General features: G+C 42.2%; 16 protein-coding genes, 2 tRNA genes and 3 rRNA genes. 15 read left to right on the top strand and 6 right to left on the bottom strand.

What is annotated here, in order from left to right; all coding sequences use genetic code 11:
• Positions 1–23 precede the first annotated feature (23 nt).
• The 8 genes from O1449_RS15490 (at position 24) to O1449_RS15455 (ending at position 7,648) form a co-directional block, all read left to right on the top strand.
• Positions 24–578, top strand: coding sequence for a peptidylprolyl isomerase (locus tag O1449_RS15490; protein ID WP_269229202.1), 555 nt, complete (start codon positions 24–26; stop codon positions 576–578).
• 597 nt (positions 579–1,175) lie between these two features.
• Positions 1,176–2,713, top strand: a 16S ribosomal RNA gene (locus tag O1449_RS15485).
• A gap of 59 nt (positions 2,714–2,772) precedes the next feature.
• Positions 2,773–2,849: transfer RNA gene (locus tag O1449_RS15480), tRNA-Ile, on the top strand.
• Positions 2,850–2,885: 36 nt separating this feature from the next.
• Positions 2,886–2,961, top strand: a tRNA-Ala gene (locus O1449_RS15475).
• Positions 2,962–3,328: 367 nt separating this feature from the next.
• Positions 3,329–6,219, top strand: a 23S ribosomal RNA gene (locus tag O1449_RS15470).
• Between the two features lie 174 nt (positions 6,220–6,393).
• Positions 6,394–6,508 (top strand): 5S ribosomal RNA (gene rrf / locus O1449_RS15465).
• Together the 16S, 23S and 5S rRNA genes with 2 tRNA genes alongside form the textbook arrangement of a ribosomal RNA operon.
• A 117-nt stretch (positions 6,509–6,625) precedes the next feature.
• Positions 6,626–7,318 carry a tetratricopeptide repeat protein gene (locus O1449_RS15460; protein WP_269229246.1) on the top strand — a complete coding sequence of 231 codons (693 nt, stop codon included), beginning with the start codon at positions 6,626–6,628 and terminating at the stop codon, positions 7,316–7,318.
• Positions 7,319–7,336: 18 nt separating this feature from the next.
• Positions 7,337–7,648, top strand: coding sequence for an ankyrin repeat domain-containing protein (locus O1449_RS15455; protein WP_269238769.1), 312 nt, complete (start codon positions 7,337–7,339; stop codon positions 7,646–7,648).
• Between the two features lie 279 nt (positions 7,649–7,927).
• On the opposite strand, the gene O1449_RS15450 is transcribed toward O1449_RS15455, so the two are convergent.
• Positions 7,928–8,623 (bottom strand): TIGR04219 family outer membrane beta-barrel protein, encoded by a 696-nt coding sequence (locus tag O1449_RS15450; RefSeq protein WP_269238768.1) that lies wholly within the window; start codon positions 8,621–8,623, stop codon positions 7,928–7,930.
• Positions 8,624–8,755: 132 nt separating this feature from the next.
• Between O1449_RS15450 and O1449_RS15445 the strand changes: the two genes are divergently transcribed.
• From O1449_RS15445 to O1449_RS15435, 3 genes are all read left to right on the top strand, one after another.
• A complete protein-coding gene (locus O1449_RS15445; protein ID WP_269238767.1) occupies positions 8,756–10,198 on the top strand; it encodes an aldehyde dehydrogenase family protein in 1,443 nt (480 codons plus the stop codon).
• Between the two features lie 373 nt (positions 10,199–10,571).
• The gene (locus O1449_RS15440) at positions 10,572–12,050 is read left to right on the top strand and encodes a sodium-dependent transporter (RefSeq protein WP_269238766.1); all 1,479 of its coding nucleotides are present in this window, start codon (positions 10,572–10,574) and stop codon (positions 12,048–12,050) included.
• A gap of 10 nt (positions 12,051–12,060) precedes the next feature.
• Entirely contained in the window at positions 12,061–12,204 is a 144-nt protein-coding gene (locus O1449_RS15435; protein WP_241334418.1) for a methionine/alanine import family NSS transporter small subunit, read from the top strand.
• 41 nt (positions 12,205–12,245) lie between these two features.
• On the opposite strand, the gene rsmB is transcribed toward O1449_RS15435, so the two are convergent.
• Both rsmB and fmt read right to left on the bottom strand, forming a co-directional pair.
• Positions 12,246–13,553 (bottom strand): 16S rRNA (cytosine(967)-C(5))-methyltransferase RsmB, encoded by a 1,308-nt coding sequence (gene rsmB / locus O1449_RS15430; RefSeq protein ID WP_269238765.1) that lies wholly within the window; start codon positions 13,551–13,553, stop codon positions 12,246–12,248.
• Positions 13,550–14,512: a methionyl-tRNA formyltransferase gene (gene fmt, locus O1449_RS15425; RefSeq protein WP_269238764.1), complete on the bottom strand. Its 963-nt coding sequence runs from the start codon at positions 14,510–14,512 to the stop codon at positions 13,550–13,552. Before fmt ends, rsmB begins: the two co-directional genes overlap by 4 nt.
• 210 nt (positions 14,513–14,722) lie before the next feature.
• On the opposite strand from fmt, the gene ilvD reads away from it, so the two are divergent.
• From ilvD to O1449_RS15410, 3 genes are all read left to right on the top strand, one after another.
• Entirely contained in the window at positions 14,723–16,552 is a 1,830-nt protein-coding gene (ilvD, locus tag O1449_RS15420; protein ID WP_269229253.1) for a dihydroxy-acid dehydratase, read from the top strand.
• Between the two features lie 164 nt (positions 16,553–16,716).
• Positions 16,717–18,003: a hypothetical protein gene (locus O1449_RS15415; protein ID WP_269229254.1), complete on the top strand. Its 1,287-nt coding sequence runs from the start codon at positions 16,717–16,719 to the stop codon at positions 18,001–18,003.
• Between the two features lie 66 nt (positions 18,004–18,069).
• Positions 18,070–18,477, top strand: a complete 408-nt coding sequence (locus O1449_RS15410; RefSeq protein ID WP_269238763.1) for a DUF4259 domain-containing protein — start codon at positions 18,070–18,072, stop codon at positions 18,475–18,477.
• Positions 18,478–18,522: 45 nt separating this feature from the next.
• Here the strand turns inward: O1449_RS15410 and O1449_RS15405 are convergent, their stop codons facing one another.
• From O1449_RS15405 to O1449_RS15395, 3 genes are all read right to left on the bottom strand, one after another.
• A complete protein-coding gene (locus O1449_RS15405) occupies positions 18,523–19,818 on the bottom strand; it encodes a solute carrier family 23 protein (RefSeq protein WP_269238762.1) in 1,296 nt (431 codons plus the stop codon).
• A 293-nt stretch (positions 19,819–20,111) separates the two neighbouring features.
• Positions 20,112–22,793 (bottom strand): phosphoenolpyruvate carboxylase, encoded by a 2,682-nt coding sequence (ppc, locus tag O1449_RS15400; protein ID WP_269238761.1) that lies wholly within the window; start codon positions 22,791–22,793, stop codon positions 20,112–20,114.
• An 84-nt stretch (positions 22,794–22,877) separates the two neighbouring features.
• Positions 22,878–23,501, bottom strand: a complete 624-nt coding sequence (locus tag O1449_RS15395; protein WP_269238760.1) for a TetR/AcrR family transcriptional regulator — start codon at positions 23,499–23,501, stop codon at positions 22,878–22,880.
• 152 nt (positions 23,502–23,653) lie between these two features.
• Here O1449_RS15395 and O1449_RS15390 point away from each other — a divergent pair, with 152 nt between their 5' ends.
• A complete protein-coding gene (locus O1449_RS15390) occupies positions 23,654–24,754 on the top strand; it encodes an efflux RND transporter periplasmic adaptor subunit (RefSeq protein WP_269238759.1) in 1,101 nt (366 codons plus the stop codon).

Genomic DNA, 24,754 nt, shown 5'->3' with positions numbered 1-24,754 from the left:
GTTAAAATCAGAGAAAAGCAATCATGAAAAAGTTGTTGATGACAACCAGTCTACTATTAATAAGCAGCCATTTATTTGCCAATACAATGGTTGATATGAAAACCAGTATGGGAAATATTGAAATTGAACTTTTTAACGATAAAGCACCTGTATCAGCAAAAAATTTTGAAAGCTATGTAAAAAGTAAGTTTTATGCTGGAACTATTTTTCATCGAGTCATCCCAGGATTTATGATTCAAGGAGGGGGGATGGATGCCAATATGATTGAGAAGGTAACTAAAGCACCTATTAGTAATGAAGCAAATAATGGTTTGAAAAATACACGCGGGACTTTAGCAATGGCACGTACTAGTGATCCTAACTCTGCTACGAGTCAATTTTTTATTAACGTTGCTGACAACACTTTCCTAAATCGTTCACAAATGGATGCTGGTTATGCTGTATTTGGTAAAGTAACGAAAGGAATGGATATTGTTGATAAGATTGTTGGTGTTCCTACAGGTAATTATGGAATGCACCAAAATGTCCCTAAACAGCCGATTAAAATCATTAGTGTTCAGATAAAGAACAAGAAGTAAAAATTAAAGCAGAAATATTTAAAAATATTTCTGCTTTAATTTATTTGATCACCAAAATTAGGTGGAATTACATCCATATTTTGAATTAAGTCATTAAATTACAAATATTTAGCTTATTAAAGCTGTCTATTAAGCAATTAAATAAATTTTAAATTATATAAATCAGTAAATTAGGTAAGTTAAAGTTTAAAAAAAAAACAACCGAATCATTTAATTTTTAAAAGGTGTTGCGTTGGTAGTGAAATGCTGTAGAATGCACATCCATCGGCGGTGATGCAGATAAAAACTTGTTGAGAAACAAGGATTTGGCTAGAAAGGTTAGATTCTTGGGTTGATTGGTAGGTTTAAAAAATATCGAAATTACCTGTTGACTTTAGTTTAGATTAGAGTAACATAGCCGACCTAGCTTGATGATGACGAATCATCGAGAAGATCATTAAGAGAATAGAAGAACAACTTGTGTGGATTTTTACTGGTTGATCGATCGAAAATATTTCATTGATTGAATGGTAGAAATTTCTCGAAGTTTATTTGAGCGAATTTTTAGTCAGAAAATTGATGAGCCAAGATTTGTAGCCATAAGCTACTAATGATTTTAAACTGAAGAGTTTGATCATGGCTCAGATTGAACGCTGGCGGCAGGCTTAACACATGCAAGTCGAGCGGAGATGAGGTGCTTGCACCTTATCTTAGCGGCGGACGGGTGAGTAATGCTTAGGAATCTGCCATTTAGTGGGGGACAACATTCCGAAAGGAATGCTAATACCGCATACGTCCTACGGGAGAAAGCAGGGGATCTTCGGACCTTGCGCTAAATGATGAGCCTAAGTCGGATTAGCTAGTTGGTGGGGTAAAGGCCTACCAAGGCGACGATCTGTAGCGGGTCTGAGAGGATGATCCGCCACACTGGGACTGAGACACGGCCCAGACTCCTACGGGAGGCAGCAGTGGGGAATATTGGACAATGGGCGGAAGCCTGATCCAGCCATGCCGCGTGTGTGAAGAAGGCCTTTTGGTTGTAAAGCACTTTAAGCGAGGAGGAGGCTACTAGTATTAATACTACTGGATAGTGGACGTTACTCGCAGAATAAGCACCGGCTAACTCTGTGCCAGCAGCCGCGGTAATACAGAGGGTGCGAGCGTTAATCGGATTTACTGGGCGTAAAGCGTGCGTAGGCGGCTGATTAAGTCGGATGTGAAATCCCTGAGCTTAACTTAGGAATTGCATTCGATACTGGTCAGCTAGAGTATGGGAGAGGATGGTAGAATTCCAGGTGTAGCGGTGAAATGCGTAGAGATCTGGAGGAATACCGATGGCGAAGGCAGCCATCTGGCCTAATACTGACGCTGAGGTACGAAAGCATGGGGAGCAAACAGGATTAGATACCCTGGTAGTCCATGCCGTAAACGATGTCTACTAGCCGTTGGGGCCTTTGAGGCTTTAGTGGCGCAGCTAACGCGATAAGTAGACCGCCTGGGGAGTACGGTCGCAAGACTAAAACTCAAATGAATTGACGGGGGCCCGCACAAGCGGTGGAGCATGTGGTTTAATTCGATGCAACGCGAAGAACCTTACCTGGCCTTGACATACTAGAAACTTTCCAGAGATGGATTGGTGCCTTAGGGAATCTAGATACAGGTGCTGCATGGCTGTCGTCAGCTCGTGTCGTGAGATGTTGGGTTAAGTCCCGCAACGAGCGCAACCCTTTTCCTTATTTGCCAGCGAGTAATGTCGGGAACTTTAAGGATACTGCCAGTGACAAACTGGAGGAAGGCGGGGACGACGTCAAGTCATCATGGCCCTTACGGCCAGGGCTACACACGTGCTACAATGGTCGGTACAAAGGGTTGCTACCTAGCGATAGGATGCTAATCTCAAAAAGCCGATCGTAGTCCGGATTGGAGTCTGCAACTCGACTCCATGAAGTCGGAATCGCTAGTAATCGCGGATCAGAATGCCGCGGTGAATACGTTCCCGGGCCTTGTACACACCGCCCGTCACACCATGGGAGTTTGTTGCACCAGAAGTAGGTAGTCTAACCGCAAGGAGGACGCTTACCACGGTGTGGCCGATGACTGGGGTGAAGTCGTAACAAGGTAGCCGTAGGGGAACCTGCGGCTGGATCACCTCCTTAACGAAAGATTGACGATCGGTAAGAATCCACAACAAGTTGTTCTTCGAAGATGTATCTGAGGGTCTGTAGCTCAGTTGGTTAGAGCACACGCTTGATAAGCGTGGGGTCACAAGTTCAAGTCTTGTCAGACCCACCAAATCTGAAAGATATATCGTTCATTAAGTGATAAGCTGGGGACTTAGCTTAGTTGGTAGAGCGCCTGCTTTGCACGCAGGAGGTCAGGAGTTCGACTCTCCTAGTCTCCACCATGTACTTTACAGAGTACAAGCTAAGAAGATTATAGAGTTTAGTGAATACAGTCTAATTTGACTGGTTTATTAATCTCTGTGATTTATCACAGTTTACTGCAAGCTGACGAGGCTGTAGTTAATCATTAACAGATTAGAATTTGAGTCTGAAATAAATTGTTCAAACTCGATTAAATAGGAAGATAACAAGTAATTGTTAAATTAATATTTAATCTGAGAACTAGCAAAAACACTGAATCAAGCGTTTTGGTATATGAATTTAGATTGAAGCTGTATGGTGATTAAGTTCACAGACAACGAATAGTAGCAATTAAGTTTGCAACGCTAACACTGACTTGTATGTGTTAACGACTGTTTGGGGTTGTATAGTCAAGTAATTAAGTGCATGTGGTGGATGCCTTGGCAGTCAGAGGCGATGAAAGACGTAATAGCCTGCGATAAGCTCCGGGGAGGCGGCAAATATCCTTTGATCCGGAGATTTCTGAATGGGGGAACCCACCCGCTATAAGGCGGGTATCATAAGCTGAATACATAGGCTTATGAAGCGAACGAGGGGAAGTGAAACATCTCAGTACCCTTAGGAAAAGAAATCAATTGAGATTCCCTTAGTAGCGGCGAGCGAACGGGGAGCAGCCCATTAAGTTGTGTGTGTTCTAGTGGAACGCTCTGGGAAGTGCGAACGTAGAGGGTGATATTCCCGTACACGAAAGGGCACACACAATGATGACGAGTAGGGCGAGGCACGTGAAACCTTGTCTGAATATGGGGGGACCATCCTCCAAGGCTAAATACTCCTGACTGACCGATAGTGAACCAGTACCGTGAGGGAAAGGCGAAAAGAACCCCTGTGAGGGGAGTGAAATAGATCCTGAAACCGCATGCATACAAGCAGTGGGAGCCGACTTGTTCGGTGACTGCGTACCTTTTGTATAATGGGTCAGCGACTTATATTCAGTAGCGAGGTTAACCGTATAGGGGAGCCGTAGAGAAATCGAGTCTTAATAGGGCGTTTAGTTGCTGGGTATAGACCCGAAACCAGGCGATCTATCCATGAGCAGGTTGAAGGTTGGGTAACACTAACTGGAGGACCGAACCCACTGTCGTTGAAAAGCCAGGGGATGACTTGTGGATAGGGGTGAAAGGCTAATCAAGCCTGGTGATAGCTGGTTCTCCCCGAAAGCTATTTAGGTAGCGCCTCGGACGAATACCATTGGGGGTAGAGCACTGTTTCGGCTAGGGGGTCATCCCGACTTACCAAACCGATGCAAACTCCGAATACCAATGAGTACTATCCGGGAGACAGACTGCGGGTGCTAACGTCCGTAGTCAAGAGGAAAACAATCCAGACCGCCAGCTAAGGCCCCAAAATCATAGTTAAGTGGGAAACGATGTGGGAAGGCATAGACAGCTAGGAGGTTGGCTTAGAAGCAGCCACCCTTTAAAGAAAGCGTAATAGCTCACTAGTCGAGTCGGCCTGCGCGGAAGATGTAACGGGGCTAAAACTATGTGCCGAAGCTGCGGATTTGACAATAGTCAAGTGGTAGGGGAGCGTTCTGTAAGCCGATGAAGGTGTATTGAGAAGTATGCTGGAGGTATCAGAAGTGCGAATGCTGACGTGAGTAACGACAAAACGGGTGAAAAACCCGTTCGCTGAAAGACCAAGGGTTCCAGTCCAACGTTAATCGGGGCTGGGTGAGTCGACCCCTAAGGCGAGGCCGAGAGGCGTAGTCGATGGGAAATTGGTTAATATTCCAATACTTCTGTGTAATGCGATGAGAGGACGGAGAAGGTTAAGTCAGCCTGGCGTTGGTTGTCCAGGTGGAAGGTTGTAGGCATGTATCTTAGGCAAATCCGGGGTACTCTATGCTGAGAACTGATAGCAAGCTGTACTTGTACAGTGAAGTGGCTGATACCATGCTTCCAGGAAAAGTCTCTAAGCTTCAGTTACACAGGAATCGTACCCGAAACCGACACAGGTGGTCAGGTCGAGTAGACCAAAGCGCTTGAGAGAACTCTGCTGAAGGAACTAGGCAAAATGGTACCGTAACTTCGGGAGAAGGTACGCTGCTGACGGTGATGGGACTTGCTCCCTGAGCTATTGGCAGCCACAGAAACCAGGCCGCTGCAACTGTTTATTAAAAACATAGCACTCTGCAAACACGAAAGTGGACGTATAGGGTGTGATGCCTGCCCGGTGCTGGAAGGTTAATTGATGGGGTTAGCGTAAGCGAAGCTCTTGATCGAAGCCCCAGTAAACGGCGGCCGTAACTATAACGGTCCTAAGGTAGCGAAATTCCTTGTCGGGTAAGTTCCGACCTGCACGAATGGCATAATGATGGCGGCGCTGTCTCCAGCAGAGGCTCAGTGAAATCGAAATCGCTGTGAAGATGCAGTGTACCCGCGGCTAGACGGAAAGACCCCGTGAACCTTTACTGCAGCTTGACATTGAACTTTGACCTTACTTGTGTAGGATAGGTGGGAGGCTTTGAAGTTGGAACGCTAGTTCCAATGGAGCCGTCCTTGAAATACCACCCTGGTAATGTTGAGGTTCTAACTCTGCCCCGTAATCCGGGGCGAGGACCATGTCTGGTGGGTAGTTTGACTGGGGCGGTCTCCTCCTAAAGAGTAACGGAGGAGTACGAAGGTGCGCTCAGCGTGGTCGGAAATCACGCGTAGAGTATAAAGGCAAAAGCGCGCTTAACTGCGAGACCCACAAGTCGAGCAGGTACGAAAGTAGGTCTTAGTGATCCGGTGGTTCTGTATGGAAGGGCCATCGCTCAACGGATAAAAGGTACTCTGGGGATAACAGGCTGATACCGCCCAAGAGTTCATATCGACGGCGGTGTTTGGCACCTCGATGTCGGCTCATCTCATCCTGGGGCTGAAGCAGGTCCCAAGGGTATGGCTGTTCGCCATTTAAAGAGGTACGCGAGCTGGGTTTAGAACGTCGTGAGACAGTTCGGTCCCTATCTACCGTGGGCGCTGGAAATTTGAGAGGATCTGCTCCTAGTACGAGAGGACCAGAGTGGACGAACCTCTGGTGTACCGGTTGTGACGCCAGTCGCATCGCCGGGTAGCTATGTTCGGAAGGGATAACCGCTGAAAGCATCTAAGCGGGAAGCCTACCTCAAGATAAGATTTCCCTAGGAATTTATTCCTCTAAAGAGCCGTTCGAGACTAGGACGTTGATAGGTTGGGTGTGGAAGCACGGTGACGTGTGAAGCTGACCAATACTAATTGCTCGTGAGGCTTGACTATACAACACCCAAACAGTTGTTGTATTCAAGATAAATTCAATACATAACTTGATTTAGTGTGAAAACTAGTTAAAATGCTGAACACAAAGTTAGACTCAATATCTAATCCGTTAATAACTCATTTGGAAAAAGCCTTGGCATAGATAAGACCAAAGCAAGTATCCATAAACAGTTTGCTGGCGACAATAGCAAGAGTGAACCACCTGATCCCTTCCCGAACTCAGAAGTGAAACCTCTTAGCGCTGATGGTAGTGTGGCGTTTGCCATGTGAGAGTAAGTCATCGCCAGCTTTTAATTCTAAAACACCCCCTCCGCTAATGCTGAGGGGGTGTTTTTTATTGGGGCAGAATAAATAAATTGGCTTGTGTTAATATCCCTCTATATTTGTCTAGGGAGATGGAGTAGATATGAAAAAAGGCTTGTTGGTATTGGTTGTTAGCTTATTAGTTTCAAGTATGGCTTTTGCAATCAATGACTTGGATACAGGTCTAAAAGCTTATTATCAGAAGAATTATAAAGTTGCTTTTGACAGTTTTGAAAAATCAGCAAAGACGGGAAACGTTCAGGCAATACACTATTTAGCAAGTTTGTATTTTCAAGGCTTAGGTGTCCCCAAGAATGTAGAGAAGGCTTTTAACTTATTTAATCAATCTGCTCAAAAAGGTTATGCTCCCTCCTTAGCAAATCTTTCGATTATGTATTATGAAGGTATTGGAGTACAAAAAAATCCGGAAAAGGGTTTTGAATATACTGAAAAGGCTGCGAATGCAGGAGATTTGCAATCTCAATTTAATTTAGGTAATGCTTTTCGCAAAGGGAACTTTGTGAAACAAGATTATACTAAAGCTGCTTTTTGGTATGAAAAATCAGCAAAAGCTGGCTATTCTTTTTCTCAAAATGAGTATGGTTTATTATTTGCTCAAGGTTTAGGCGTTGAACAAGACTATTATAAAGCTTACGCATGGATCAGTGTTTCAGCTGAAACCGAAAATGATCAGGCAATTAAAAATTTGAAGAATTTTACTCAAATTTTTAATATTCAAGAAATGAAGAAGGCTAAGGAGCTAGCTGATCAGTATAAAACACTTTATCTTAAATAAAAAAATTAGGTATTTCTGATGAAACTCAACTCTTTTTCTCCACTGCCTGAAGATGATGAAGAACTGCATCTTCCTGAGCTAGTGTATTGGGCATCCCTTGGCGATGTGAAACAAGTCGAGCAATTATTGGTAGAGGGAATAGATCCAAACCAGACCGATGATGAAGGTTATAGCGCGCTTCAAGCTGCTGCCGAGAATGATCATTTAGCTGTGGTGAAGCTACTGGTGAGCAAAGGGGCTAATGTCGCTTATAAAGGTGAATACACCGCCTTACAGCTTGCTGAAATGGCAGAAAATACCGATGTGGTTGCGTATTTAAAAAGTCTTTGAGTCACGTATAAAAATGACAGATAAAAAAGAAGCCCCATCATCCTGACGGGGCTTCTTAGTATTCAGTTTCTTGTCGTTTATATTCCTTATGAACGACCGCTTCCTGCGTATCTTGTTATTTTCAATGAGACTTCCTGTCACTCTATGATTTGTATGATATGTGAAAACTTTAGAATGGGATATTCGCCAATCGCTGCGATTGTTGTAGGTTTTGGCTTACATCGATGCGGCAGAATAAAAAACGGAATCAGAAGCTTCCGTTTCTCATCTTATTACGATTTAGAAATGAACATCTAAACCGATATAAGGACCTTTAAAATTAAATTTAAGATCGTTTTTTTCGTAGTCATCTAATTTAATGTCTAAGATACGGTAGCCAGCTTTCAAGCCAACATCGACCAATAGATTATCAATAAAGTTGTATTGTAATTCGGTTTGTGCATCAGTAATTTTGGTATCATTGATGTTGCTATATAACAATTCAGCTTTAGCACTCAAGCCTGTAAATGGTAATTTTACCCCTGCTGATCCATAGATCACAGGAACAGTTTTATCGATGTCTGTTTTGCTTAAACCGAGTGTTTTAACATCACCATTTAAACTGGTTGCACCTAAACCAACATCTGCATTTACGATGGTATCCAAGATTTCATAATATAAAATGAAATCGGTATGGTCTATGTTCAAGTCATAAACTGGCCGACCTGCAACTTCATTTTCAGTTTGTGATTTTAAATTCACATAGCGAATTTTTGCATTTGGAATCAGTGGAATCGGGTGCTCAAATGCAAGCGAAACCTGTGCAGATCCCTTACGATCAAGGTCTTGATCTGGTGCAGATGTTTGTGCAGCTACATTGGCTTCACCGTTGTAATTCCAGTAGCTGAGATCGCCTTTTACACCAATCATATCTGCTTGTGCTAGACTACACAGACTTGTCCCTAAAGCTAAGATTGATATTTTTAATATTTTCATTTGATTGTCCTAATTCATATCAAAAACCGTAATGAATTGTTGTGAATTCATCAGTGATTGGGCGAATCATATAGTGATAATTGAAAATATACAGTAGTCTAATTTTAAATTTTGATAATGGGATGAAGAATAATGACCGATGCACAAAATGTTGTGGATTATCCTTTGTATGTTGCAGGAAAAGCAGTAACGACAGGTCAATGGTTAGAAGTTCATGATAAATATACTAATACGGTCTATGCTAGAGTTGCGTTAGCAGATGAAAAAGTGTTGGAAAAAGCAATTTCTGCATCAGTTAAAGCTGAGGTAGATATGGCGACTCTTAAGCCATTTGAAAAACAAAAAGTTCTATTACATTGCGTTAAACGTTTTAATGAATTACGTGAAGAATTGACAGAAATATTGATTGTTGAAGGGGGTAAGCCGCGAGGTGCTGCAAGTGCAGAAGTGGAACGTCTGATAAATACTTTCCAATTGGCTGCAGATGCGGTCACACAACTTGATGATGGTCGAATGTTGCCTTTGGCAGTAACGCCTGCGGCTGCTCGTTTTCGAGGTATGGTTAAGCATGTGCCAATTGGTGCAGTTTCGCTGATTAGCCCATTTAATTTCCCTTTAAATCTGGTGGCACACAAGATCGCACCTGCAATTGCAGCAGGTTGTCCATTTGTATTGAAGCCTGCGAGTTTGACACCGATCAGTGCATTAATGATTGCCAAAGTTTTGGCGGAAACTGATTTACCCAAAGGCTCATGGTCAGTGTTGCCTTGTGATCGCCAAGCAGCGGATATTTTGGTAACAGATGATCGATTTAAATTACTCAGCTTTACGGGGTCAGATCAGGTTGGTTGGGACATGAAAGCGCGTGCAGGGCGTAAGAAAGTTACTTTGGAACTGGGTGGGAACGCTGCGGTTCTGATCGATGCAGATACCGTGATTGATGAGGCGCTGATTGATCGTTTGATCAGTGCCGCTTATGCACATGCAGGGCAAGTCTGTATCAGTGTACAACGGATTTTAGTTCATGCTGATCTTTATGTGGAAGTGAAAAAGAAACTGATTGCTAAACTGAAAAAAATTAAAGTAGATGATCCAAAGCTCAATACCACATTAGTAGGTCCGATGATTAAGGAAGCTGAAGCTGTTCGCTTGAAAAAATGGGTTGATAAAGCCGAGAAAAAAGGGGCAAAGGTTCTGACGGGAGGACATTTACAAGGGGTATTATTTGAACCAACCTTACTGGAAAATGTTGATCCCAAGCTAGAAATTTATAAGGATGAAGCATTTGGCCCGATTGCTATTTTAGAAAAATTTAAAGAGTTTGAGCAGGGTATTAATACAATTAATCAAAGTCGTTTTGGTTTACAGGCAGGGGTATATACGCAAAATCTGAATAAAATACTGTATGCATGGGATCATTTGCATGTTGGTGGAGTCATCATTAATGATGTGCCTACATTCCGTGTCGATAACATGCCTTATGGTGGCGTGAAGGATTCTGGATTAGGTCGCGAAGGAATTCACTCAGCGATTCGTGATATGCAAGAAGAACGTTTGCTCGCAATTAAACAATAAAATAGAAGTTCAAGCGGAGTTCTGGCTTCGCTTGATTAGTTTATATACTTGATTTTATAAATTGACTGTAAGGTCAAAATTTCATTCAGTTAAAAAATAATCAGTTATTTAAAAAACATAATTTTTCAGACAGAAATTACAGTAAAAAGAAATAAAAACAGGTATTGTTCGGCTATTAAAAAGCAGAAAAACAAAATCCAATCTTTAAGGAAGATGGTTTGGTTTTTGCTTGTTTGTTCATGAAAGTGAGAGGCCCACAAGGTTGGAATTTCATGCAAGCAAAACAATATTTTTTATGGCACTTTTCATGTCTGTTGGATAATAAAACCTAACGCAGTATGAAAAATGCCAGCAGTAAATTTTTAGGTGTTATATGGCAGATTCTCGTGAAAACTGGACATCACGATCTGGTTTTATTATTGCAGCTGTTGGTTCGGCTGTAGGTTTAGGTAATATTTGGCGCTTTCCTTATGTTGCCTACGAAAATGGTGGTGGTGCGTTTCTTATTCCGTATTTACTCGCACTCATTACGGCTGGTTTACCTCTTTTATTTTTAGATTATGCGACAGGTCATCGTGCGCGTAATTCACCTCCAAAAGCTTATAGAGCGTTATTTAAAGGTGGTGAAACACTAGGTTGGTGGCAAGTCTGTGTCTGTATTATTATTGGTTTGTACTATGCCAGCGTACTGACGTGGGCGGGAAGTTATGTGTATTTCTCGATTGGTCAGGCGTGGGGCAGTGACCCAGAAAGTTTCTTCTTTAATACGTACTTACAGACCTCTAAAGCAACTGGCTTTGATTTGCAGTTTGTCAGTCATTTATTTTGGCCGATCGTTGGTATTTGGGCATTAACATTAATTATTCTTTATGGTGGCGTTAAAAAAGGCGTTGAATTATCAAATAAGATTTGCATGCCTTTATTATTCGTTCTGTTCACAGTTTTGGTGATTCAATCATTACGTTTACCTGGTGCAGCTGAAGGCTTAAATGCATTTTTCACTCCGAACTGGTCTGCAATGATGGATTATAAAGTGTGGTTAGCTGCTTATGGGCACACTTTCTTCTCATTATCTGTTGGCTTCGGGATCATGGTGACATACTCCTCTTACTTAAAGCCGAAAACCAATTTAACAGGCTCGGGTTTGATCGTTGGTTTTGCCAATGCTTCAACTGAGATCTTGGCAGGTATTGGTATTTTTGCAGCATTGGGTTTTATGGCTCATGCGGCGGGGAAAGAAGTACATGATGTTGTCAGTGGTGGTATTGGTCTAGCATTTATTGCCTTTCCAAAAATCATTTCAAGCTTGGGTGCAGGTGCAGATTTATTTGGTCTATTGTTCTTCTCTTCGCTTTTTGTCGCTGGTATTTCTTCCATGGTCAGTATCTTGGAAGTACCAATTGCAGCGATGCAAGATAAGTTAAAATGGAGTCGTAAGAAAGCAGTAACCATCATTGGTGGTGGTAGCGCATTCGTTTCAGTTATCTTATTCTCAAGCGTAAATGCGATTAAACTGGTGGATATTGTGGATCACTTTATCAATAACATCGGGATTATTGGTGGTGCATTATTATCCATCATCAGTGTGGCTTGGTTTAAGCGTTCAGCTTTAATAGAACTTCGTGATCATGTGAACCGTATTTCGACGATTCAATTGGGTAAAGGTTGGGATTTCACTTTAACTGTGATCACGTCTTTGATCTTATTAACCACATTGAGCATGACAGTGTTTAACTTGGTCAAAAATGGTTACGATACGTATAGCATGAGCTTGCAAGGTGTCTTTGGATGGGGCAGTGTGATTTTCTGTGCTGTCGTTGCAGTTATACTCAGCAAAATGAAAGATCGCTAGGAGCGCAGTTATGAATACTTCAGCAATCGTGATGATGATCATTTCAATGGTGTTTTTATGGGGCGGACTTGCTTTGTCTATCCTACACTTGATGAAACATCCAGAAGAGCTTGATGACGTTCTGGAAGAAGTCAAAGACCAACATACGCTGTAAATTAATTTAAAAAAAAGCAGGCTTTCAGCCTGCTTTTTTTATTACGCCACTTTTTTAATATAGCAATAATAGAAACCATCGCCAGAGTGCGCAGACGGTAATAATTGACGACCATAAGTCTGTTCAATACCCCAATCCGCATTGATTTTGATTTCTTCTGCATCCGCATGTTCTGCAAAGAATGCCGCCATTTGCTGCTCATTTTCAGCCTTTAGAAGCGAACAGGTGATATACAACAACGTCCCACCAACTTTGAGTTGTTGCCACATCTGCTGCAAAATTTGTTGCTGTAAGGCCACCGTTTGTGCGATATCGGTTGATTGTCTTAACAGACGAATATCGGGGTGGCGACGAATCACACCTGTTGCAGAACAAGGCGCATCCAGCACGATACAATCAACCAGTTCCTGTGCCTGCCACGTGGTGGCATCAGCGGTAATAATTTCAACATTGTCCTGATCTAGGGCAAGACGTTCTAAATTTTCAGAAACACGCAATAAACGTTTGGCATCATGATCCAGCGCAATCAGTTTTTGAGGGTTAAAGCGCTCAAGGATATGTGCGGCTTTACCCCCTGGTGCAGCACAGGCATCGACAACAACTTTATTATCTAAGTTCGGTAAAAGCGTCGCGCACAATTGTGCATGTTCATCTTGAACAGAAAAACCACCTTCTTCGAAACCGGGTAAATGGGTAATATTGCCCGTTTGCTCCAAAACAATACCAACATCTGAAAGCGTGCAAGGACGAGCATCAATCTGCTCTTCGTCCAAGATCTCTAAATATTCGTTGCGACTGACTTGGCGTTCATTGATGCGGAGAGTTAGTGGAGCGACTTGTTTTAAGGCTTGGCATAGAGTCTCTGCTTGCTCAGGCCAATCTTTTTTAAGTCGCTTGAATAACCAACTTGGTAAACCATGCGTATTATTCAACGCTGTTTCAAACTCAGCTGTTTCACGTGAAACACGACGCAGAATCGCATTGACCAAACCACTCATTGGTTCGAAACCGAGTTGCTTAGCCGCATTTACCGTTTCTGAAATCGCAGCATGTACAGGAATACGGGTACATAAAATTTGATATAGACCAAGATATAAACAACTTTCTAGTGCTTCATTGTCTAATGGTTTCGTAAGCAATGGTAGAGTAATTGCTTTTAAAGAAAACCATTGGCGTAAACACCCTAAAGTAAGCTCATGATATAAACCACGGTCACGTTCAGAAACAATATTGATATGTTGATTTAAAACAGAAGCCAAAGATTGCCCATTTTGAACAGCCAAAAGTGTTTTGATCACTTGCGCACGCAGGTTCAAATTTTTTGTAGATGATTGATTCGATTGGCTCATGGGAGAATTTGTCCAAGATGTAATTTCTGGGTTTGGCTAATTTGAACTGGATTGAGGGCTTTAGCACCTGGCCATTGCAAACTGGTTAAGCACACTGCGCTATTGTCGCCACAGGCAACATGTACGCCTTGTTTATCAATTCCTATGATTTCCCCCAATTGAGCATCCGTTTTACTGTGTTCAGAAAGGATCGAATTCCAAACCCTTAAAGCATTGTTTTCATTCAGTTGGATAAAAGCCACTGGCCAAGGATTAAAAGCACGAATATTACGATCTATTTGACTAGCATTCAGACGCCAATCAATCCGAGCTTCTGCTTTAACCAATTTATGTGCATAGACGGTGAGAGCTTCATCTTGTACTTCACGTCTTTCGATAAAATCTTGTAAGCTTTGTTCAGATTCGAGTACGGTACAAATCGCTTCTGCACCTTGAGCAGCCAATTTGTCATGCAAGCTAGCAGACGTATCTTCGGCGGTGATTGGACAGTAGGTTTTATACATCATATCGCCTGTATCTAAACCTGCCGCCATTTGCATGATGGTGATGCCCGTTTCAGTATCACCTGTGGCAATGGCACGTTGAATTGGTGCAGCACCACGCCAGCGGGGTAATAGTGAACCATGGATATTTAAACAGCCATATTTAGGGGTATCTAAAACCGCTTGCGGTAAGATTAAACCATAGGCTGCAACCACCATCACATCAGCACCTAGAGCAGCAAGTTCTTGTCGAGCTCCCAAGCCTTCTTCGGTAGACGCTTTAAAATTCAAAGGTTGGTAAACGGGTAAATCGTGTTCAAGTGCCAATTGTTTAACAGGCGATGGCGTTAATTTTTGACCACGTCCTGATTTACGGTCAGGCTGGGTATAAACAGCAATAATTTGGTGTGATGTTTTTAATAATGCCGCTAATGCAGTTGCTGCAAATTCAGGTGTACCAGCAAAAATGATTTTCACAAATGGAATCCAAATAAAACTTATCGCAAATTATAAGCGAAAAAGCGATAAGCCCCTAATTCAGGGCATGAATTGCTTTTGAGCAAAAAAAGATAGGCCTGTTGGTCATCTGTTAAACGATAACTTGTAGTATGATGCAAAGAGCTCAGTATCATTTCGCCAGAGAGAATGTCCTATTCTTCTCGAGCACAAACTTGTTGGGAATCAAAAATGCCTGATTATCGTTCGAAAACATCAACACATGGAAGAAATATGGCTGGCGCGCGCGGTTTATGGCGTGCGACAGGTATGAAAGATGAAGATTTTGGCAAACCAATTATTGCGGTGGTCAATTCATTTACCCAATTTGTTCCTGGACATGTGCATCTTAAAGATTTAGGGCAACTGGTTGCACGAGAAATTGAAGCTTCTGGTGGTGTCGCAAAAGAATTTAATACCATTGCCGTTGATGACGGGATTGCCATGGGCCATGACGGGATGCTGTATTCACTACCATCACGTGATTTAATTGCCGATTCTGTAGAATACATGGTCAATGCCCATTGTGCCGATGCAATGGTGTGTATCTCGAACTGTGACAAGATCACACCGGGAATGCTGATGGCAGCAATGCGCTTGAATATCCCAGTGGTGTTCGTGTCTGGCGGTCCTATGGAAGCGGGTAAAGTCAAATTCCGTGGTAATGAAAAAGCCATTGACCTTGTTGATGCCATGGTCGTTGCAGCAGATGAAAGCTATACCGATGAAGAAGTTGCAGCATTTGAGCGTTCGGCATGTCCAACTTGTGGTTCATGTTCGGGTATGTTTACTGCAAACTCAATGAACTGTTTAACTGAAGCTTTGGGTTTATCATTGCCGGGTAATGGTTCTATTGTTGCAACACATGCCAACCGTGAAAAATTGTTCTTAAAAGCGGGTCGTTTAGTAGTTGAACTGGCGAAACGTTATTATGAACAAAATGACGACAGCATTCTGCCACGTTCAATTGCAACCAAAGCAGCATTTGAAAATGCGATGACTTTGGATATTGCAATGGGTGGTTCTACCAATACCGTATTGCATTTGCTTGCTGCTGCACATGAAGCAGAAGTTGATTTCACTATGGATGATATCGACAATTTATCTCGTAAAGTACCTGTATTGTCTAAAGTTGCACCTGCAAAGTCAGATGTGCACATGGAAGATGTACACCGTGCTGGGGGTATCATGGCGATCTTGGGTGAACTCGATCGTGCTAACTTACTGAACACCTCTTGCCCAACGGTACATGAACCTACTCTGAAAGATGCCTTAGACAAGTGGGATATTATCCGTACTGAAGATGCTGATGTTTATGAGTTCTATCGCTCATCACCGGGTGGTGTTCCAACTCAAGTGGCATTCTCACAAAACCGTTATTATTCAACTTTGGATGGTGACCGTGAGAAAGGTGTGATTCGTAATGCTGAACATGCTTTCTCTAAAGACGGCGGCTTGGCAGTCCTTTACGGTAACATTGCTTTAGATGGCTGTATTGTGAAAACTGCGGGTGTGGATGAGTCGATTCTTAAATTCACCGGTACAGCGCGTGTTTTTGAAAGCCAAGATTCAGCGGTTGAAGCGATTTTAGATCATAAGATCGTGGCAGGTGACATCGTTGTCATTCGTTATGAAGGCCCACGTGGTGGTCCAGGCATGCAGGAAATGTTGTACCCAACCAGTTACTTGAAGTCGAAAGGTTTGGGTAAGGACTGTGCATTGATTACTGATGGTCGCTTCTCTGGTGGTTCTTCAGGTTTATCAATTGGTCACGTGTCTCCAGAAGCAGCGGAAGGTGGTGCAATTGGTCTGGTTGAAGATGGTGATACCATCCAAATCGATATTCCGAATCGTACCATTCACCTTGATGTAGATGATGCAACGATGGCACATCGCCGTACAGCTCAAGAAGCCAAAGGTTGGCATCCAGCGGAAGAGCGTAAGCGTAAAGTTTCAAAATCTTTGAAAATTTATGCTTTGCATTCAACCAGTGCTGCGAAAGGTGCTGTACGCGTTCTGTAAACTATTGCTAAGCGACAATGTTTATCATCCCTCTTTATTACGATAAAGAGGGACTTTTTTCTGATTTTATAAGATACTCATTATACTTATTTGCTCACTTGTTTGAATTCAAGTTAGAGAAAGCTTATCCATTCATCACTTTATAATCATTAGAGGCGATCGACATGTCTTTGTTACGTCGTTGGTTTGATCCCATCCGATCGAGTTGGTTCTATCAAAAACCTTCTCGTCAGGCGGTGTTGCCCACGGAACAGGGTTTAAGTATTTACCTGCGTTTAGACGATGTTTATAGTTATCTTGCAGTACAACAGCTTGATCAGCTCAATGAAATTTTGAGTGATGAACTAAAACCTTTAAAAGTGATTATTTCAAGACAGGGTGCTGAGCCTCCTAATGGTATGTCAGAACAAGATTGGCAGAGTTATTGTTTAAATGATGCTAAAACTCTCGCCAAACAACATCGGTTTGGTTTCGATGAAACCCCTGAAATACCTAGTCCAGAAGCATTACAACAAGCAGAAATAATTCTAAAAAATACTCCTCTTAGAGAACAAAGTTTTTTACATTTACTCGAAGATGTATTCCACATGTTATGGCAACAACAATATGGGAAATTACGTACTCTTTATGCGATGGCAAGTCAGCATCAAACACCTCAAGATTATCCTGAACGTATTTTTAAAGATGTGCCTGTTGCAGCCAGTTACTTCGAATTTGGTGAGCGTAAATATCAGGCCGTTGATGATCTATTACGCCTTACACGCCGTTTGAAACAACAAAAATTACTCACCGGAAATCCAATTTTTCTGATAAATCATATCGAATGGCGTGAGCATCTCATTAATGACGGTGAGTCACTGACAGAAGTCCAAAGCTTACATCCAGAATTAGATCTGTATATTGCGCTTGAAGACCCTATGAGTTGGCTATTATTGGCTTATATCAAAGAAGAATTGGCCAATTATTATAATATTCAATTGAGCGTTTATCCGCTGAGCTATCATGGGCGAGATTGGTTTGACTGGAGTTTGGCGACCCGTGTTTCCAAACGTACACAGGTCGCATTCACCCCATTCTGTCGGCCTACCAAAGAAGCGACTTATGAAATGGCAAAACTATTTTATAGCGTGCCTGAAGAAGAACAGATCGATTGTATTCATGAGATATTGCAAGGTGTTTGGACGCGTGGCAAAGATCTTTCTTTCAAAACCCACTTTCAACGTATGCAGAAGCGTTTAGAGATTGACAACATTACCGAACAAGATGTTGAAGCTTTATTGAAACAGAATGATGAACTCTGTCAGCAAAAGCATCAGCCAGATTTTCCTGTATTGGAATTACGTATAGATGGGCAAAGTTATGTGTTTAATAGCTTGTATCGGGTTTGGATGATTGAAAGTATCATTAGTAATGTACTTGAAGAAAAATATAAGCAAGAGAGTGAAGAATAGTTGATTTTCCTCAATAAAAAGCTTGAATAGGAATTGCCTGAAAAAACTAATAAATAGGAAATAAAGATGGGAACTTGGTCACATGAACCATTTGGGAATGACATGGCAAATGATTGGGCTGACGAATTAGAAGATGCGACTGATTTTTCAGTCATTGAAGCTACTTTACAGACGGCATTGGATGAAGGACAAGAATATCTTGATGCAGATGTTGCGATGGAAGCTCTAGCTGCGATAGAAGTGCTTGCCAAGAGTCTGGGTCATGGTACTCAAACAGATGTTTATACTGAGAAAGTAGATGAGTGGCTTGAGTCAGTTTCACTGAAACCAAGCGCAGATTTATTACTACAAGCTCAGCAAGTACTTGTTTTGGTTTTGTCAGATCAGTCTGAATTAAAAGATTTATGGCAGGAAGCGGATGATTATGAGATTTGGTTAGCCAGTATCCAACAGCTCAAAGATGCGCTTCATTAAGTACATCGAAGAATAAAAAAGGCAGCCTTAGCTGCCTTCCATTTTTTAGTTTTTGTCTTTTAAACTGAATAACAAGTTTAAGAAAATTGCCGCAAAAGTTGCGGTTCCAATTCCCCCTAAATTAAAGCTACCAAACAGTAATTCAAAGTTACCTGCACCTAAAATAATGGTGACAGATGCAACAATAAGGTTTTTATTATTAGAAAAATCGACTTTATTTTCGATCCAAATTTTAGCACCTGCAATAGTGATTAAACCAAATACTACGATCGAAGCACCCGTGAGGACTGCTGTCGGGATAGTACTAATCACTGCGCCAAATTTAGGAGACAGCCCCAAGAAAATTGCAAATACGCCAGCGATTACAAACACAATCGTAGAATAAACACGGGTCACTGCCATCACACCAATATTTTCACCATAGGTGGTCATCCCTGGTGCGCCAACACTACCCGATAACGTTGTGGCCAAACCATCCGCAACAAAAGCTTTACCCAGTTGAGGTGTAAGATCTTCGCCTGTCATTGAACCGACTGCTTTGATGTGACCTAGATTTTCAGCGACTAAAATCAATGCAACGGGAGCAATAATTAAAATTGCATTTAAATCAAAAGTTGGGTGTGAAAAAGTTGGGATACCAAACCATGGTGCTGCTGCGATTTGGGAGAAATCAATTGGTTTACCAAAACCTAAAAGATTGGTGGTGATCGCATAAATTGCATATGCCATCAATAGACCGACCAACAATAACAAGCGCTGTAATAGACCTTTGGTAAATACGGCGATGATGCCCATACTTAAAACAGTGATGAGTGCCATCCACATTTCAAAAGGCTGTCCAGCAACGCCTTTAATAGTAACGGGTGCAAGGTTGAGACCAATAATCATCACCACAGCACCTGTGACGACAGGTGGCATGAGTTTCTCAATCCAGCGTGTTCCTGTCAGCATCACAGCAAAGCCGATCAAGGCATAAAAAATACCACAGGCAACAATGCCCCCAAGCGCAACGGCTAGGTTTGGGTTAGCACCTGATCCTGTAACGTGACCTGTCGCTGCTGCAACAACACCGATAAAGGCAAAGCTTGAGCCTAAATAACTTGGAACACGTCCACCCGTGATCAAGAAGAAAATAATGGTACAAATCCCTGACATTAAAATGGCAAGGTTCGGGCTAAAACCCATGAGGAGGGGTGCAAGTACAGTGGCACCAAACATTGCAAATGCGTGTTGTACCCCTAATACCGCACTTTGTAAGGGCGGTAAATATTCGTTTGTCGCAACAGGGCGATGATCAATCTTTCCCTGATACGGCTGCCATTTTGGAAACCAATTTGACATAGATGAGACTCATTATGTGATATCAGCGGGTATGATACCCTGTCTTAAAACGAGCTTTCATCTACTGATCTTTGAGAATGTCGTTAGATAATCCGTTGAAGTTTAATATTTTTACCTTTTGGTAAAATTAGTTTTAAAATAAACTATCGTATTTATTATTTATTTTTTTCTAAATTATTTGAAAAGTTAACTATCTTATTTAAAAAATATTTTCTAATTTTTTTCTAAAAATGGAATGTTTTGCCAATCTTGCCATCAACACGTGTGATTTATGTTGATGGCAAGGCTCTTATTTAGCCGGTATTGCGCAAACCTGCGGCAATCCCTGCAATACTTACCATTAAGGCATGATCGACAGGGCTATGCTCGGTTTGATGCTCGGCTAAATACAGACGACGGCGTTTCATCAGCTCTGCTTGTAATAAATGCAGAGGCAATAAATATGGTTTACGCACCTGCATGGATTGATCCAATACTTCATTATTACTCAGAAGTTTGGATTCACCTTTGAGACGTAACAGCGTATCGACGGCATTTTGCAAGCGTTGGCGTAGCTCAATCCCTAGAACTTTTAAGTCCTGATCTTGGGTGAGATGAGATTCATAGTACAACGCAATATCTGCATCAGATTTGGATAAAACCATTTCCAGCATATCAATTAAAGTTTGGAAATACGGCCACTGTTCAAGCATTTCATTTAAGGTGTTTTGGTGTTGTCCATGTACCTGATTGATCGCCGTGCCTGTACCCAACCAAGCGGGCAGCATTAAGCGGATTTGTGTCCATGCAAATACCCAAGGAATCGCTCGAAGAGATTCTATGCCACCACTGACTTTTCGTTTGGCTGGGCGTGAACCAAGCGGTAGCATTTGTAATTCTAACTCAGGCGTGACTGTGCGTAGATAACTGACAAAATTCGGATTTTCACGCACAGTTTGGCGATAGACCTGTACTGATAAATCAGTCATTTGATTCATCAAATCACGCCATTGTTTCTTTGGCTCTGGCGGTGGCAATAACGTTGCTTCTAAAGTCGCTGCTGTATAGATTTCCAAATTTTGTAATGCGATGCCTTCTAAGCCAAATTTAAAGCGAATCATTTCACCCTGTTCAGTGACACGGATTGCACCTGAAATCGAACCTGGTGGTTGAGAGAATAGTGCTTGTTGGGTTGGCGCACCGCCGCGACTGATTGAACCGCCACGACCATGAAACAGAGTCAATTGCACCCCATTTTGTCGAGCGACAGCGGTGAGTTCTTCTTGCGCACGATATTGTGCCCAGTTCGCCGACATAAAGCCTGCATCTTTCGCAGAGTCCGAATAGCCAATCATCACCTCATGTTTGCCTTGAATATGCTGTTTGTACCAATGCATATTGAATAAGGTATTCATGGTTTTGGCTGCACCATCAAGATCTTTTAAAGTTTCAAATAAGGGTACCACTCGAAGAGGATGTTGGATACCAGCTTCTTTTTGTAAGAGTAAGACAGCTAAGACGTCACTTGGATATTCTGCCATCGAAATAATATAAGCACCCAAGCTCTCGGTAGGTTGTTCAGCCAAAGTGCGCATGGTCGCAAAGACTTCGAGTACATCAGGATGTTGAATCAAACTGCCTTCAGGTTCATTGAAATATTTAGGGAGTAAAGGACGTTTGCTTTGTAGTTCCTGAATGAGGAAGTTCTGACGGGCTTGCTCCGTCCACGATTCAAAGTTACCCAAACCTAAATATTCGGTAATCGCTGAAATGGCTTGACGATGCCGCCCTGATTCTTGGCGAATGTCGAGTTTGAGTAATTCAATCCCGAAACAATTCACACGATAAATGAAATCGAGTAATTGCCCATTGGCGATTTCAGCTAAGTTACTGTCGATCAGTGAGCGATAGCAGAGTAATAAGGGCTGTAATAATTCATCTTTATTTCGAATGATCTGGCTATCATCGGCTTCTAAGCCTTGTAAGCGTTGACCCAAGCAATAACGTGTTGCTTTCAAGCGTTCACGGGTTTCGCGTAAATATTCACGATAGGGTTCAGGATGTTCATAACCGAGTGCTTGAGTGAGTTCATCTGAACAGCTTTGAATTGATAATTCCCAGCGTAGATTTTCAATATCACGTAGATATAAATCAGCAGCTTGCCAACGTGATAACCATAATACTTCTTGCGTCACTTGATGAGTCACATTGGGATTACCATCACGATCACCGCCCATCCATGAGGCAAAGCGAATGGGTGCAATATTGAGTGGCAAATACTGTTCACAATGCTGCTGGGTGAGTTCATTCAGCTCACGAATAAACTTGGGTACAGCATTCCACAAAGTTTGTTCAATTGTTGCAAAGCCCCACTTTGCTTCATCGACAGGGGTCGGGCGATGTTGGCGAATTTCGTCTGTCTGCCAAGCTGAACTGACCAATTGTTTCAGGGTGGCGATGGTTTGTTGGCGTTCACGAGGCGTTAGTTTTTGCTGATCCAGTTGAGATAGGCAATCGGTAATATCATCATATTTTTGAATCAAGGTACGACGGCTGACTTCGGTTGGATGCGCTGTGAGGACCAATTCAATTTTTAAATCGCAGATTTGTTCGAATAATTGTTTTGAGTTGATCTGTTCAGTTTTGAATTTTTCAAATAAATGTGACAAAGGATTTGGATTAGGGGCTTGTTCGTCAAACTCAGCCTGACGACGATTACGCACTACATGATATTGTTCCGCAATGTTGGCGAAATTGAGAAAATGTGAGAATGCGCGAGTCAGTGGCAAAATCTCTTCATCTTTTAAACCGAGAAACAATTGTTCGAGCTGTTTTTCTGCCTCGATCTGGCCGTCACGTGCACCTTTGGCTAATGTGCGAATTTGTTCAATCTGATTAAACAAATCTTGCCCAGCATGTTGCTTTAAGGTCTCTCCAAGTAAATTGCCGAGTAAGCGGACATCTTCACGTAATGGAGCAGTGATTTGCTGAATCATTCTAATTCTCCTGTTGTTCTCACTCGACTATAGCGCGATTGGGAGACATTCCAAGAGCAGAACGTAAAAAAATGTGAATTTTCTCTAAATTGTCGGTTGATATTTAAGCAAAAAAATCTCGATGGCATGTTGAATGATCTGATCGATTTCATCCGCCGTGGGCACTGGGGCTAGACCCAGTAACACTTGTTGATGACGGATACCTAACATCAGCGAGATGATCAGCTCTGTTTGCTTGAGTGGCGCGTCTGCCCGAATGAATTTAAACGCAATCGCCTGCTCAAAAAAATCACACCAAACATTACACATTCGCGTATGTGACGCATCAAAAAATTGTTGTGTAAGTGGACTTTGTTCAGCGGCAAGTTCAAACAAGAGACAATCTAATTTAAGCGCCTCAGGCAAATAAATAATGTTTAAGGCTCGATGACACATTAAATACAATGCTTGCCTAAAATCGGACTCAGCTGTCAGTTCAAATTGTTTCGCTCGAATCGATTCTTCACAGCTTTCTTCAATCGCGCAGATAAATAAATTGGCTTTGTCTTGAAAGTGGTTATACACCGTGAGTTTGGTGACACCTGCTTCTTTTGCAATCTGATTCATATTGGTCGCGTGGTAGCCCATTTTTAAAAAAATAGATTTCGCAGCCTGTAAAATTTTGGCTCTCTTTTCTAAATCTTTAGGACGACCACTGTGAATTTGCACGTTACCTTTCTCTTTAATTCAATTAAAAATCAGAATGCTAGATTTATTTTTTAATTAGTGTACTCATGAGTATATTAATTAAAAAATAAACAATCTATCATAATGTGCATATTGTGCCTTAAAAAATCAATTTGAATAAGAGCGAAACAGAGATGAATCTGCTAAATCATGTAATTGTGGGGTTGCTCGTACTCAGCAGTGTCACTTTAACGGCATGTCAAAAAGAGGTTCCCAAGACAGAGGAAATTCCTTATGTCATGGTGACGCAGCCGAATACGAATCATATCGATCAAAAAAGTTATGCAGGCGATGTTCAAGCCAAGCAACAAACGGCATTGGCATTTCGTGTCGGGGGACAAATTACCGAACGTTATGTTGATGTGGGTGATCGGGTCAAAGTCGGACAGGTTTTGGCTAAATTAGATGTGAAAGACGCACAATTGCAAATGAACGCTGCCAAAGCACAATTGCAAAGTGCTGAAGCCGCAGCAAAAATTGCTGCTGAAGAATATCAGCGTTATCAACAGTTATTACCTGTCAATGCAGTGAGTCGCTCACAATTTGATGCGGTGAAAAATCAGTATGAATCTGCTCAAGCAGGGTTACAGCAAGCGCGTTCTAATTATGAAGTGTCTTCAAATCAAACGGGCTATAACCAGCTTATTTCGAATAAGAATGGAGTGATTACACAACGTCAAATAGAGGTTGGACAGGTCATCGCAGCAGCACAACCTGCCTATCAACTCGCCATTGAAGGCGAGCGAGAAGTCGTGTTTGGCGTACCTGAGCAAGCCGTTAGCAGCATTAAAGTGGGTCAACCTGCTTGGGTTACGTTGTGGTCTCAGCCTGATGCTCGTTTTGCAGCGAAAGTTCGTGAAGTGTCACCTGCCGCAGATCAATCGCGAACCTTCACAGTTAAAGTTTCATTATTGGAAGGGCAATCGAGCATCCAGTTGGGGCAAAGTGCGCGAGTAATTTTTGTCGAAAATGAAAATAATGTGTTGAGTGTGCCTTTATCCAGTGTCACTGCCAATAATCAACAAGCGTATGTTTGGGTGGTCAATGCCAATCAAACCTTACGTAAAGTCCCTGTGACGTTGGGCACTTATGGGCGTGATAGCGTACCGATCGTTTCAGGTTTGAAAGCTTCAGATTGGGTCGTGGTGGGTGGTGTGCATCTATTACGTGACCAGCAAAAAATCCATCCTGTAGATCGTGATAATCGCGAAGTCACCGTTAAAACGGGAGGTTAA

This window comes from Acinetobacter sp. TR3 (genome assembly GCF_027105055.1).
Taxonomy (GTDB): domain Bacteria; phylum Pseudomonadota; class Gammaproteobacteria; order Pseudomonadales; family Moraxellaceae; genus Acinetobacter.
Note: the sequence above shows the minus strand (reverse complement) of the source record. Positions and strands in the feature narration are given on the sequence as shown.

What these genes read in the sequence shown, in the direction of transcription:
- O1449_RS15490 (WP_269229202.1), top strand. Translation starts at nt 24, where the DNA reads ATGAAAAAGTTGTTGATGACAACCAGTCTACTATTAATAAGCAGCCAT.
- O1449_RS15460 (WP_269229246.1), top strand. Translation starts at nt 6,626, where the DNA reads ATGAAAAAAGGCTTGTTGGTATTGGTTGTTAGCTTATTAGTTTCAAGT.
- O1449_RS15455 (WP_269238769.1), top strand. Translation starts at nt 7,337, where the DNA reads ATGAAACTCAACTCTTTTTCTCCACTGCCTGAAGATGATGAAGAACTG.
- O1449_RS15450 (WP_269238768.1), bottom strand. Translation starts at nt 8,623, where the DNA reads ATGAAAATATTAAAAATATCAATCTTAGCTTTAGGGACAAGTCTGTGT.
- O1449_RS15445 (WP_269238767.1), top strand. Translation starts at nt 8,756, where the DNA reads ATGACCGATGCACAAAATGTTGTGGATTATCCTTTGTATGTTGCAGGA.
- O1449_RS15440 (WP_269238766.1), top strand. Translation starts at nt 10,572, where the DNA reads ATGGCAGATTCTCGTGAAAACTGGACATCACGATCTGGTTTTATTATT.
- O1449_RS15435 (WP_241334418.1), top strand. Translation starts at nt 12,061, where the DNA reads ATGAATACTTCAGCAATCGTGATGATGATCATTTCAATGGTGTTTTTA.
- rsmB (WP_269238765.1), bottom strand. Translation starts at nt 13,553, where the DNA reads ATGAGCCAATCGAATCAATCATCTACAAAAAATTTGAACCTGCGTGCG.
- ilvD (WP_269229253.1), top strand. Translation starts at nt 14,723, where the DNA reads ATGCCTGATTATCGTTCGAAAACATCAACACATGGAAGAAATATGGCT.
- O1449_RS15415 (WP_269229254.1), top strand. Translation starts at nt 16,717, where the DNA reads ATGTCTTTGTTACGTCGTTGGTTTGATCCCATCCGATCGAGTTGGTTC.
- O1449_RS15410 (WP_269238763.1), top strand. Translation starts at nt 18,070, where the DNA reads ATGGGAACTTGGTCACATGAACCATTTGGGAATGACATGGCAAATGAT.
- O1449_RS15405 (WP_269238762.1), bottom strand. Translation starts at nt 19,818, where the DNA reads ATGTCAAATTGGTTTCCAAAATGGCAGCCGTATCAGGGAAAGATTGAT.
- ppc (WP_269238761.1), bottom strand. Translation starts at nt 22,793, where the DNA reads ATGATTCAGCAAATCACTGCTCCATTACGTGAAGATGTCCGCTTACTC.
- O1449_RS15390 (WP_269238759.1), top strand. Translation starts at nt 23,654, where the DNA reads ATGAATCTGCTAAATCATGTAATTGTGGGGTTGCTCGTACTCAGCAGT.